This window comes from Microbacterium sp. EST19A (assembly GCF_019969685.1).
In the GTDB taxonomy this organism is placed as follows: Bacteria; Actinomycetota; Actinomycetes; order Actinomycetales; family Microbacteriaceae; genus Microbacterium.
Map to the genome: position 1 here is coordinate 984,828 of NZ_JAHXYZ010000002.1, position 12,239 is coordinate 997,066.

Consider the following 12,239-nt stretch of genomic DNA (forward strand, 5'->3'; position numbering starts at 1 on the left):
CCCTCCGGTCGATCCTCAGCTTTGACGCAAGATTACTCAAAGATCGGGTCTCTGCGCTCTTCAGGCGGCATCCCGGCAATAGCATCCTGAGTGGGGGCTGACTCTGCGACTGGGGATTCGCAGGCGCTGGGCCACGCGAGTGGGGATTCGCAGGCACTGAGGCCGCGGCTGGGGAGCCGCGGCCTCACCAGCACTCCCTACCCCGCCGCGGCGTCCGCGGGGGTGAGACGGTAGCCGACTCCGCGCACCGTCTCGATGTAACGCGGCTCCGTCGAACTGTCGCCGAGCTTGCGCCGCAGATTCGCGATATGGGTCTCGATGGCACGTTTGTCGGGTTCGCTGACATGCCCGGTGCCGCCGGGAGGAACGCCGCGGAGACCGAGCGCGAGCTCCGCCTTGCTGCAGACTCTCCGCTGCGACGCGAGCAGAGTGGCCAGAAGCTCGAACTCCGTCGGTGTGAGGTCGACACGCTGCTGCCCGACCAGGACGACGCGGGTGTCGAGGTCGAGACTGAGGTCGAGATGCACACGACCGCGCCACGTCGCCACCGTCGTGTCGGCGCTCGCTCCCGGCGGTGCATCGGGCACGGCCCGCGGTGCCGCCGCGGTCCGCGGATCCTCATTGCGCGGACGCCGGAGAAGCGCCTCGATCCTGGCGCGGAGCTCCCGCGGCCGGAACGGCTTGACGAGATACTCGTCGGCGCCCGAGGTGAGCCCGAGCACGACATCCGACTCGTCGGCGAGGGCCGACAGCATGATGATGAACGTCGAGCTGATCCGGCGGATGCGACGGGCGACCTCGAAGCCGTCGATGCCCGGGAGGTTGATGTCGAGCGTCGTGATGACCGGCCCGTGCTCCTCGATCGCGGCGAGGCCTTCGAGACCGGATCCGGCCAGGACGGTCCGGAAGCCCGCGGCGCGGAACACCTCGTCGAGGAGCGACCTCACATCGGCGTCGTCCTCGATGATCACGGCCACGAGCGCGCCGGCGGTCCTCTCGCTCACGGCGCACTCTCCCGGCTGATGGTCACGATGCGCGGGGCGTCGGCGTCCAGCTCGGCCGGATCCGCATCGCCGGCACCGACGGGGCGCTCCAGCTCGATGTCCCACCATGAGTCGGCGAGCTCCTCGGCCATTCCGCGTCCCCATTCGATGACGACCACCGAGCGGGTCAGGTCGAGGTCGAGGTCGTCGAGTTCGGCGCCGGAGCCGAGCCGGTAGGCGTCGACGTGCACGAGCGGAGCACGGCCCACCAGCGACGGGTGCGTGCGGGCGATCACGAAGGTCGGACTCTGCACCGGTCCTCGCACGCCGAGTCCCTGGGCGAGCCCCCGCGTGAACGTGGTCTTCCCTGCGCCGAGCGGACCGGTGAGGATCAGCAGGTCGCCGGCACCGAGCTGCTCTCCGATGCGCAGTCCGAGATCCTCCATCGCCTCCGTCGTCGCGATCTCGCGCCTTCCGATGAAGGCGGGATCGACGCTCACGATGCCCGCCGGGGCACGCGAGGACCGATGCGCGTGACGATCTCGTAGTTGATCGTGCCCGCGGCATCCGCCCACTCCGCCGCCGACGGCACGCCCAGCGTCGGATCGCCGAACAGCACGACCTCATCGCCGATCGAGACCGGGGTGTCGCGCACGTCGACCACGAACTGGTCCATCGCGACGCGTCCGACGTTCGGGAACCGCCGACCGGCGATCGAGACGGAGAGCTTGCCGGAGCCGCTGCGCGGGACGCCGTCGGCATAGCCGAGCGGGACGAGCACCAGGGTGGTGTCGCGTTCTGTGCGGTAGTCGTAGCCGTAGGAGACACCGGCGCCTGCGGGCACGCGGCGCACGGCGGCGATCGATCCCCGCAGGGTCATCGCCGGACGCAGTCCGAGCTCGGCCGAGGTGCGATCGTCGAACGGCGACAGTCCGTAGATTCCGATGCCGATGCGCACCGCGTCGAGCCGCATCTCGGGCAGGTCGATCGCCGCGGCCGTGGCGGCGATGTGACGGATCTCCGGTCGGATGCCGAAGGATGCCGCGGCCGCGACGCCCTCCTCGAAACGCGCGAGCGCCGCCCTGTCGTCCTCCGGCGAGGTGTTCGAGAGGTGGCTGAACAGTCCGACGATGCGGAGGCGTCCGATCCGTTCGAGTCGCGCGGCCTCGGCCAGCACGCGCGCCCAGTCCGCCGGAGCGATGCCGTTGCGTGAGAGCCCGGTCTCGAACTTCAGGTGCACGCTGACCGGATGATCCACCGAGGCGGCGGTCGCAGCCGCCTCGAGCTGGTCGAATGAGGAGATGCCGACCTCGATGTTCTCGGCGGCGGCCTGCGCGAACCGCTCCCCCGGAGCATGCAGCCACGCCATGATCGGCGCGTGCACGCCCTGTCGGCGCAACTCGAGGGCCTCGGGGATCTCGGCAACGCCGATCCGGGTGGCACCCGCCGACAGCGCGGCGATCGCGGACGCGGCCGCCCCGTGACCATAGGCGTTCGCCTTGACGACGGCGATGACCTCGACGCCCGTGAGACGTCGGAAGTGCCGCACGTTGTCGGCGATCGCGTCGAGATCGATGGTCGCCTCGCGGAAGGGGACGGTCACAGCGGTGCTCCTTCGGCGATGACGAACGCCGCAGCGAGGCCGGCGTCGTGGGTGAGTGTCAGGTGCAGCGTGAGGATGCCGCGTTCCTCGACGACCGCGGCCGTCGAGCCGGTGAGGACGAAGTGCGGCTTGCCCGACGCCTCCGAGGCGATCTCGATCTCGGTCCAGTGCACACCGTCCGAGCCGCCCAGCGCCTTGATCAGCGCCTCCTTCGCGGCATATCGCGCAGCCAGCGACGGGAGACGGAGCGTGCGCTCCGAGGGGGCGAAGAGTCGCTCCCGCAGACGTGGTGTCCGCTCCATGGTCCGTTCGAACCGCGGGATGTCCACGAGGTCGATGCCGGTCCCGATGATCACCCGTTCAGCCTAGCGAGCATGCTCGTGGGTTGAGCGGTTCGTCTGCGCTGAACGAGCTTTTCGCCACAGTCACGCGAAGCGACATGCCGACCTGAAACGGGATGCCGCGGCATCCGCTCTCGGATATGAGACCCTGCGCTTCGACTACGCGATGATCGTCCACGACTGGCCGACCGTGGTCGCCGCCGTCCTGCAAATGGGCGACCTACTCGACGGTGACGGACTTCGCGAGGTTGCGCGGCTGGTCGACGTCGAGACCCTTGGCCGTGGCGAGGGCCATGGCGAAGATCTGCAACGGCACGACTGCGAGCAGCGGCTCGAACATCGCGCCCGCGAGCGGGATGTGGATGACCTCGTCGGCGAACGGCAGGACGGCCGCGTCGCCCTCTTCGGCGATCACGATCACCCGGGCGCCGCGAGCGCGGATCTCCTGGATGTTCGAGACGACCTTGGAGTGCACCAGCGCCGAGTGACGCGGCGACGGCACGAGCACGAACACCGGCTGACCCGGCTCGATGAGCGCGATCGGGCCGTGCTTGAGCTCACCGGCGGCGAAGCCCTCGGCGTGGATGTACGAGATCTCCTTGAGCTTGAGCGCGCCCTCGAGCGCGATCGGGTAGCCGACGTGGCGGCCGAGGAAGAGCACGGAGCGGGTGTCGGCCATCCAGCCGGCGAGCTGGGTGACGTGCTCCTGCTCGCTCTCGAGCACGCGGGCGACCTTCTCCGGCAGAGCGGCGAGCTCGGCGACGTCGGCGGATGCATCGGCGACCGTGCCGCGCACGCGGCCCATGTGCAGGCCGAGCAGCAGCAGCGCGGTGATCTGAGCCGAGAAGGCCTTGGTCGATGCCACGGCGACCTCGGGTCCGGCGTGGGTGTAGACGACGGCATCCGACTCGCGCGGGATCGTCGCGCCCTGCGTGTTGCAGATGGAGAGGGTTCGCGCGCCGCGCTCGCGGGCGTACTTCACGGCCATGAGCGTGTCCATGGTCTCGCCCGACTGGCTGATCGACACGACGAGGGTGTCGGCGCCGATCACCGGGTCGCGGTAGCGGAACTCGTGCGCGAGCTCGACGTCGACCGCGACGCGCGCCCACTGCTCGATCGCGTACTTGCCGACGAGTGCTGCGTAGGATGCCGTTCCGCAGGCCGTGATGATGACGCGGTTGATGCCGATGAAGAGCTCGTCGAGTCCGTCGAGCTCGGGGATGACGACCTGGCCGTCGTGGATGCGCCCGCGGATCGTGTTCGCGACGGCCTCGGGCTGCTCCGCGACCTCCTTGGCCATGAAGCTCGACCAGCCGCCCTTCTCGGCAGCGGCGGCGTCCCACGAGACGTCGAACGGCTCGGCCTGCACAGGCGCGCCGAAGAAGTCGGTGACCGTGACGGCATCCGGGGTGATCGAGACGATCTGGTCCTGCCCGATCGCCAGCGCCCTGCGGGTGTGCTCGATGAACGCGGCGACGTCGGAGCCGAGGAAGTTCTCCCCCTCGCCCAGGCCGATCACCAGCGGCGAGTTGCGGCGAGCGCCGACCACGAGGCCCGGGTGGTCCTGGTGCATCGCGAGGAGGGTGAACGCGCCCTCGAGGCGGTTGACCACGCTGCGGAACGCGTGCTGCAGGTCGCCGCCGTTGCCCGCGTACTCGCGGCCGAGGAGAGCGGCCGCCACCTCGGTGTCGGTCTCGCTGCGGAACACCACGCCATCGGCGAGCAGCTCTTCGCGCAGCGCGGAGAAGTTCTCGATGATGCCGTTGTGGATGACGGCGAGCTTGTCGTCGTCGGCGAGGTGCGGGTGCGCGTTGACATCGGTCGGTCCGCCATGGGTCGCCCAGCGGGTGTGACCGATGCCGGTCGAGCCGTCGGCGAGCGGGGCGTCCTTGAGCGAGTCGCGCAGCATGGCGAGCTTGCCCGCCTTCTTGCGCATGCCGAGCGCACCGTCGCCGTCGATGACGGCGACACCTGCCGAGTCATACCCGCGGTACTCGAGGCGGGCGAGGCCGGCGAGAAGGATGTCCTGGCTGGGGCGCGGGCCCACGTATCCGACGATTCCACACATGGTTCAAAGATAAGCGCGAACTTTTGCAAGTCGTCCGAACAATCGCGCGGAGGATCTGTCGCGGTCAGAGCTTGCGCAGCAGGACGCTCTCGACGGTGTGGTCGGCACCCTTGTTGAGGACCAGTCGCGCGCGGTGCTTGGTGGGCATCACGTTCTCGACGAGGTTCGGCATGTTGATCTCGTTCCAGTATCCGAGCGCCGTGGTGATCGCCTCGTCGTCGGTGAGGTGCGCGAAGACGTTGAAGTAGGAAGAGGGGTTGCTGAACGCGCCCTGGCGCAGCGCGAGGAACCGGTCGACGTACCACTTCTCGATGTGCGAGGTGTCGGCGTCGACGAAGATCGAGAAGTCGAACAGGTCGCTGACCGCGACGTCGTTCGGCGCGGGCGGCGGCTGCAGCACGTTCAGGCCCTCGACGATGACGACATCGGGGCGCCGCACGACGACGTGCGCATCGGGCACGATGTCGTACCGCATGTGCGAGTAGAAGGGAGCGCGCACTTCGGGGGCGCCGCTCTTCACCTCGGTGAGGAACTCCAGGAGCGCGCGCCGGTCGTAGGACTCGGGGAAGCCCTTGCGCTCCATCAGTCCGCGGCGCTCGAGTTCGGCGTTCGGGTAGAGGAAGCCGTCGGTGGTGACGAGCTCCACGCGCGGAGTGCCCGGCCAGCGGCTCATCAGCTCGCGCAGCAGTCGCGCGATCGTCGACTTGCCCACGGCGACCGAGCCGGCGACGCCGACGACGAACGGCGTCGTGGTGTCGTCCTCCTGCAGGAACGACGAGGTGGCGGCGCCGAGGCGCTTCGTCGACGTCGCATACAGGCTGAGCAGCCGGCTCAGAGGCAGGTACACCTCGCGCACCTCGGTCATGCTCATGCGGTCGCCGATGCCGCGGACCTCGACGACCTCGGTCTCGCTCAAGGGCTGATCGAGGTCGGCCGCGAGCCGCGCCCATTCCGCGCGATCGATCTCACGGTACGGCGAAAGCGGCTGCGCGGAGTCGACGGTGGTCACCCTTCCATCGTATCGGGGCACGAGTAGTCTCTTCCCGTGCGCCTGGGAGTCCTCGACATCGGTTCCAACACCGTCCATATGCTCGCCGCCGACGTCCGCCCCGGCGGTCGACCGCTGGCGAAGACGAGCGACCGGACGGTGCTGCGCCTCATGCGCTATCTCACGCCCGACGGCGCGATCTCCGAGGAGGGGGTGGTCGCGCTCGAGGCGGCGGTCGCCCAGGCCCGCCGCGTCGCCGAAACCGAGAAGGTGGACGAGCTGCTGGCGACGGCGACGAGTGCGGTGCGCGACGCCCGCAACGGCGCTGACGTCATCGCCCGCATCGAGGCCGCTCTCGGCCAGCCCCTGCAGGTGCTCGACGGCGAGACCGAGGCCGAGCTCACGTTCCTCGCGGTGCGCCGATGGTTCGGCTGGTCGGCCGGACAGCTCCTGCTCCTCGACATCGGCGGCGGTTCGCTCGAGATCGCGGCGGGTGCGGAGGAGATGCCGGATGCCGCGGCATCCGTCCCCCTGGGCGCCGGACGCATGACGGTGCAGTTCCTGCCGAAGGATCCTCCCGGGGAGGAAGACGTCGAACGGCTGCGCGCCCACGCGAAGAAGACGCTCGCGGCCGTGCTGCCCCAGTTCATCGCGCTCCCCCGGCCCGATCACGTGGTCGGGTCATCGAAGGCGATCCGTTCGCTCGCGCGACTCGTCGGATACCCGGCGCCCGGCTGGTCGGGCACCGACCGGATGCTGCTGCCCCGAGACTCGCTCGGCTCGTGGATCCCGCGGCTCGCACGCCTCCCGGCATCCGCCCGTCAGGAGCTGCCGGGCATCACGCCGGACCGGACGTTCCAGATCGTCGCGGCGGCGGTGTCGCTGCACGCGGCGATGACCGTGCTCGACCTCGACGAGCTCGAAGTGTCGCCCTGGGCGCTGCGTGAAGGCGTGCTGCTGCGGTACATCGAGCAGCTGAACTGGAGCGGCACCCGAAACTGAGAGCCGCGGTCGGGTGCGCTGGCTACCATTGCGGCATGTCCGCTCCCCCGATCGTCCGCGCCGGCACCGGCGCCGTGGTGGCGCGGGTGCTGCTGGTCGGCTACCTGCTCTTCGTGGGTTTCACGGTGTGGCTGCCGGCGACCGTCTCGGCGAAGGTCACCGGCCTCGTCGGCATCATCGCGACCTGGGTGTCGGATGCCGGGATCGCGTCGTACGCACGGAGCGCTTTCGTGCTGGAGATCCTCGCGAACGTCGCCCTCTTCGTGCCGATCGGCCTCCTGCTCGCCCTGGCCTGGCCGCGTCTGCGGCTGTGGCAGACCGTGCTGATCGGCGCGCTGATGAGCGTGCTCATCGAAACCGTGCAGGGCCTCATGCCCTCGCGGTTCCCGACCCTCTCGGATGTGATCGCGAACACGACCGGCACTCTCATCGGTGCCCTCATCGTCGCCTTCATCCTCTATCTCGCCGGGGTCGGCCGGCCGACGACGACGCGTAGGCTGGCTGCGTGAACGCGCACCGTCAGGATGGACCGCCCGCCGGCATGAGTCGCCGGGCGTGGCGTGAGCAGCAGGACACGGCTCCGGAAGAGCCCGTCGCCCTGCCCGATTTCCTCGGCGGGCCCGCCACCGCGGAGCAGCCGCGGTCGAACCTGACGATCCTCACGGTGTGCACGGGCAACATCTGCCGCTCGCCGCTCGCCGAGGTCCTGCTGCGCGCACGGCTCGAATCGCTCGGCGTGCGCGTGCACAGCGCAGGCACGCACGCCATGGTCGGTCACGGCATGCCCGAGCCGGCGCTCGAGCTCGCTCTGCAGGCCGGCGCCGATCCGGAGGCCGCGGCCGCGCATCACGCCCGCTATCTCGTCGAGCCGCTCCTGGCCGATGCCGATCTCATCCTCACGATGGCGCGCGAGCACCGGTCGCATGTGGTGAAGATGATGCCCAACCGGTTGCGTCGCACGTTCACGATCCGCGAGTTCGCCCGACTCGCCTCGACGCTCAGCACGGAAGAGGCACGCGCGGCCGCCGACGCGGCCGGCGGGTCTGCGCACGACCGGCTCGCCGCTGTTCTGCGCGCCGTCGTCGACCAGCGCGGCGTGACGCCGTCGACCGCGGATGACGACGATGTGATCGACCCGTACCGCCGTTCTCGCGAGACCTACGCGCTCTCGGCGTCGCAGCTGATGCCGACGCTCGACGAGGTCGAGCGGATCGTCCGGGTCGCGATCGTCTGAGCCGCGCCTGCCCACGGCTGGCGGGCGTTCGCCGTATGCTCGATGTCGTATCTGCATCTCGAGTTCCCCACGGGATGCATGAGGGGATAAAGAGTTGGAACTGAGAGACTACGTGCGCATTCTGCGCGCGCACTGGATCGTGATCATCGTCGCCACGATCGTCGGAGCCGGCGCCGCGTTCGGCTGGAGTGCCCTGCAGCCGCGGGTGTATTCGGCCGACACCACCGGAATCGTGACCTCGGTCGGCGGTGACGGCACGAGCGGCAGCGCGCTGGTCGGCAACCAGCTCGCACAGAGCCGCGTGAAGTCGTATCTCAACCTCGGTTCATGGCGGGCCGTCGCCGAGCACGCCATCGACGAGCTCGACCTCGACACGTCCCCGGACGTGCTCGTCAATCACGTCACGGTGACGAACCCCGTCGACACCACGGCGCTGAAGGTCACGGCGACGGGTTCGACGCCCGAATCGGCGCAGAACCTCGCCCAGGCGTGGCTCGACGGCATGGCGATCGAGATCGAGAAGCTCGAGGGCGGAACGTCGACGACGCCGGCCGCGATCTCTCTCATGGTCGGAGACTCGGCACGACTGCCCACCGATCCCTCCTCGCCGAACACGCGCCTCAACGTCATCATCGGCGCCCTCGCCGGTCTCGCACTGGGGCTCGTGTATGCGTTCGTGCGGCACACTTTCGACCGCCGCGTGCGGCATCCGCGCGACATCGAGCGCGAGACCGGTGTCTCGGTCATCGGCACGCTCCCCCTCGAGAAGTCGATGGCCGACGAGCGCCAGGTGATCGACTTCTCGCTCGAGTCGCAGCACGGTGTCTCGCACCACACGATCGAGGCGATGCGCGAGCTGCGCACCAACCTCCAGTTCATCGACGTCGACAACCCGCCGCGGGTCATCGTCGTGACCAGCTCCGTACCCGGCGACGGCAAGTCGACCGTGTCGGTCAACCTCGCCTCCAGCCTCGCGGCCGCGGGACAGTGGGCCATCCTCATCGACTGCGATCTGCGGCGTCCGGTCATCGCCGACATCTTCGGCATGTCTCACGATGTCGGGCTCACCGACGTTCTCGCCGGGCGTGCGGATCTGCAGGACGTCGCGCACCGGCCCTCGCGCGACGTCCCGTTGGCCGTCGTCGGTGCGGGTCGCATTCCGCCGAACCCGAGCGAGCTGCTGGGCTCCCACCGCATGCGCGACTTCCTGGCGGAGATCAGCAAGTCGGCGATCGTGATCCTCGACTCGCCTCCCGTGCTGCCGGTGACGGATGCCGCGGTGCTCGCCGCCGGTGCCGACGGCGTCCTGATCGTCGTCTCCTCGGGGAAGACGACGTTCGACATGCTGCAGCGTGCGATCGACAACATCACCCGCACCACCGGGCGCGTCCTGGGCGTGGTGCTCAACCGCGTGCCGCGCAAGGGTGCGGAGTCGGCCTACTACGGCCGCGAGTACTACGGGGCGTACGAGCGATACGCCCAGAACAAGGACGACTCCGACGCGGAGGATCAGAGCCCGGGCGTACGCCGCCGGGGCGCTGCTCAGGTCTGAACAGCCGTCTCCTGCAGGAGCCCGTCATCGACGAGCTCCTGCAGAGCCGCGCTGACGATCGCACGCGCGTCTCCTGCCCCGGGTTCGCCGTGCTCGTCGACGATGGCGTTGACGATCTCGTCCAGCGTCAATCCGTCGGCTGCCTCCCACAGGGTGGGCCCGATGCCGTCGAGCACGTGTACGTGCCCGCCCGTCGGCATCCGCCGCAGCACGACCGTGCGGGCGTCGAGAGCGAGTTCGTCGACGACCTCGGATCGCTGATAGGCGCCGGGGCGCGATGAAGGGATGATCGGTGCCGGAGAACGCGGGGAGACCGCCGGCACCGACCGGATCTCGGTGCGCATCAGGGCGTCGATGATGGCGTCGATGCCCCCGACCTCGCGGTAGCGCAGTCTCACGGCTCCGCCCGTCGCCTCGAGGAGGGCGTCGATGCGCTGCAGCGGCGCGGCGCCGTCGCACAGGTAGCTGGTCTGAGGGCCGAGCAGTTCGAGGGCCTCCGCGACGTCGAGATCCTCGATCAGCGGCTGCTCGGGCGCATCGGGCGAGCGGTCGAGCACGACGATCTTCGCGACGCGCAGCACGGCGGGGAGCGAGCGGCCTCCGTCGAAGCTGGAGAGCGCCACCTGCGCCTTGTGAGGGGAACCCTCCTCGATGATCGACAGAGGCTTGCGGTAGGGATCCACACTGCCGTCTGCGCCGATCGCGATGGTCTCGTCGCTGATGTAGGCGTACCGCTGCGACAGGTGCCTGGCGGCCGTCGTCTTGCCGGTCCCCGAGGGGGCGCTCAGCACGACGACGTGCCCGTCGTCGTCGGCGATGCCTGCGGCGTGCAGCATCCATACGGAGTCCTCTCGCCGGTGGGCGAGAGCAGTCGTGGTGACATCCGTCGAGAGCATCGAGAGCGCGGCCGCGTCGTCGAGATGTGCACGAGCCGTCGCCACGGCGTCGGCCGCCCGAGCCCCGCGATAGCGGGCGTCCGCCCAGGCTTCGTAAGCGCGGGTCTGGAACGCCGGATCCCGGTCTGAGACGTCCACTTCGATGACGGCACCGACCGCGCTGACGAGAAAGCGATCAGGCATGTCATCAGCCTATCGATCTGGTCGCGGGGCTCGATGAAACGACAGGAAAGCACAACGCGCGCACATTTAGCGCAAAATGCGCGCAGTTCTTCATTTCGATGTTCGAATACCCTGGATCGCCATAGCGTGACGATATTCAGAGCATCAGGGATGTCTCGCGAAGAAATCCTCTGACTCCAGAAGAAAAGCGGGGTCACGGTCACCGCGACGGTCTTCGAGACGGTAGCGTATCGACCACGCGAAGCCAGAGTGCAGGTCGGTCTGAGGGGGTCGACGAGCACGGGTCAGTCTGGCGCGCGCTCATTCGGCGGCACGGAAGGGTGGTTCGTGGATCTCGGCATCGTGAGGGAGATCGGTCCGCAGGAGCTGATCGATCACGGCATCCGCCCTGTCGGCGACCGTGTGCCTCTCCGCGCGCGCGAGCGGACTCCGGGTTCCATCACTCTGCTGACTCTCCGCGGGATGTCGAGCGAGGTCGTGATCGACACGGTCTCCGCCCACCCGGAATACTCCGTCTTCGCGTTCCTCGACGCGGAGGCGCTGTGGTCGCGGTCTCAGGACGAGCCCTGGCTGCAGATCGAAGCCGGACTCGTGATCGCGGCACCCGGAATCACTCGCGTCTTGCGGTGCCAGGGGCGCTGGAGCGCCACGGTGGCTTTCGTACCGCGTGCGGCGATGGCGTCGTTCGTCTCCGCCCTTCCCGCAGACGCACAGCTCTTCTCCGACCGCCGACTGCTCGATCGGGCCATGCAGGACTTCATCGAGGGACTGCTGGATGCCGACGAGCGGGCGACCGCGATCGAGCGGTACGCCGTCGAGCAGCTGATCGTGGAGATGGGCGGGGCGATCCTTCTCGATCGCGTCGGCGCGGTGTCGGGCCACGGCTCCCCGCGTGCAGTGCTGCGCGACCGGGCGATCGCCGTGATCTCCCAGCAGTGCGGCGACCCCGGGCTGACGCCCACCCAGGTCGCCCGCGAGGTGCAGTCGTCGCTGCGCCAGCTGCAGCTCGTCTTCGCCGAAGCCGAGAACAGCGTCGCCGGGGAGATCCGCCGCCAACGTGCGCGGCTCGCCCGGTCGCTCCTCGTCGACAGCCGGTACGACGTGCTGAGCATCGAACAGATCGCGCAGCGCGCCGGCTTCCAGTCGCCGATGAGCCTGCGCCGCGCGCTCGACGAGGCCTACAAGACGACGCCTCGGGCTCTCCGCGCACAGCGTCGCGGATAGCCCGGACCGCCTTCGCGCAGAGCCCGAAAACCCGCGATTTCGCACAGATCGCGCAGGTTCAGCGCACAATGCGCTGACTTCCTCCATTCGATGTTTTGGCCCTCCATCGCGCCCCTAACTTGATGCCTACGAAGAGGCTCCTGGGGGATGCAGACGAACGTGTCG

The 12,239-nt window shown here is 69.1% G+C and carries 12 protein-coding genes; 5 read left to right on the forward strand and 7 right to left on the reverse strand.

What is annotated here, in order from left to right; all coding sequences use genetic code 11:
- Positions 1–197 precede the first annotated feature (197 nt).
- The 6 genes from LC452_RS14670 to coaA form a co-directional block, all read right to left on the reverse strand.
- Positions 198–1,004: a response regulator transcription factor gene (locus LC452_RS14670; RefSeq protein WP_223626563.1), complete on the reverse strand. Its 807-nt coding sequence runs from the start codon at positions 1,002–1,004 to the stop codon at positions 198–200.
- Positions 1,001–1,483 carry a tRNA (adenosine(37)-N6)-threonylcarbamoyltransferase complex ATPase subunit type 1 TsaE gene (gene tsaE, locus LC452_RS14675; RefSeq protein WP_223626565.1) on the reverse strand — a complete coding sequence of 161 codons (483 nt, stop codon included), beginning with the start codon at positions 1,481–1,483 and terminating at the stop codon, positions 1,001–1,003. The genes LC452_RS14670 and tsaE overlap by 4 nt, the downstream gene beginning before the upstream one ends.
- Positions 1,480–2,586, reverse strand: a complete 1,107-nt coding sequence (gene alr, locus LC452_RS14680; RefSeq protein WP_223626567.1) for an alanine racemase — start codon at positions 2,584–2,586, stop codon at positions 1,480–1,482. The genes tsaE and alr overlap by 4 nt, the downstream gene beginning before the upstream one ends.
- A complete protein-coding gene (locus tag LC452_RS14685; RefSeq protein WP_223626568.1) occupies positions 2,583–2,942 on the reverse strand; it encodes a holo-ACP synthase in 360 nt (119 codons plus the stop codon). The genes alr and LC452_RS14685 overlap by 4 nt, the downstream gene beginning before the upstream one ends.
- Before the next feature lie 205 nt (positions 2,943–3,147).
- On the reverse strand, positions 3,148–4,995 hold the full coding sequence (gene glmS / locus LC452_RS14690; protein WP_223626570.1) for a glutamine--fructose-6-phosphate transaminase (isomerizing): 1,848 nt from the start codon (positions 4,993–4,995) through the stop codon (positions 3,148–3,150).
- A 64-nt stretch (positions 4,996–5,059) separates the two neighbouring features.
- On the reverse strand, positions 5,060–6,004 hold the full coding sequence (gene coaA, locus LC452_RS14695; protein WP_223626572.1) for a type I pantothenate kinase: 945 nt from the start codon (positions 6,002–6,004) through the stop codon (positions 5,060–5,062).
- A 36-nt stretch (positions 6,005–6,040) separates the two neighbouring features.
- Here coaA and LC452_RS14700 point away from each other — a divergent pair, with 36 nt between their 5' ends.
- The 4 genes from LC452_RS14700 (at position 6,041) to LC452_RS14715 (ending at position 9,771) form a co-directional block, all read left to right on the forward strand.
- Positions 6,041–6,985 (forward strand): Ppx/GppA phosphatase family protein, encoded by a 945-nt coding sequence (locus LC452_RS14700; protein ID WP_223626573.1) that lies wholly within the window; start codon positions 6,041–6,043, stop codon positions 6,983–6,985.
- Between the two features lie 35 nt (positions 6,986–7,020).
- On the forward strand, positions 7,021–7,494 hold the full coding sequence (locus LC452_RS14705) for a VanZ family protein (RefSeq protein ID WP_223626575.1): 474 nt from the start codon (positions 7,021–7,023) through the stop codon (positions 7,492–7,494).
- The gene (locus tag LC452_RS14710) at positions 7,491–8,219 is read left to right on the forward strand and encodes a low molecular weight phosphatase family protein (protein ID WP_223626576.1); all 729 of its coding nucleotides are present in this window, start codon (positions 7,491–7,493) and stop codon (positions 8,217–8,219) included. Before LC452_RS14705 ends, LC452_RS14710 begins: the two co-directional genes overlap by 4 nt.
- 94 nt (positions 8,220–8,313) lie before the next feature.
- Positions 8,314–9,771, forward strand: a complete 1,458-nt coding sequence (locus LC452_RS14715) for a polysaccharide biosynthesis tyrosine autokinase (RefSeq protein ID WP_223626578.1) — start codon at positions 8,314–8,316, stop codon at positions 9,769–9,771.
- On the opposite strand, the gene LC452_RS14720 is transcribed toward LC452_RS14715, so the two are convergent.
- A complete protein-coding gene (locus LC452_RS14720) occupies positions 9,762–10,850 on the reverse strand; it encodes a PqqD family peptide modification chaperone (protein ID WP_223626580.1) in 1,089 nt (362 codons plus the stop codon). The two genes, LC452_RS14715 and LC452_RS14720, sit on opposite strands and share 10 nt — an antisense overlap.
- A 327-nt stretch (positions 10,851–11,177) precedes the next feature.
- On the opposite strand from LC452_RS14720, the gene LC452_RS22110 reads away from it, so the two are divergent.
- On the forward strand, positions 11,178–12,074 hold the full coding sequence (locus LC452_RS22110) for a helix-turn-helix domain-containing protein (protein ID WP_223626582.1): 897 nt from the start codon (positions 11,178–11,180) through the stop codon (positions 12,072–12,074).
- Positions 12,075–12,239 lie beyond the last annotated feature (165 nt).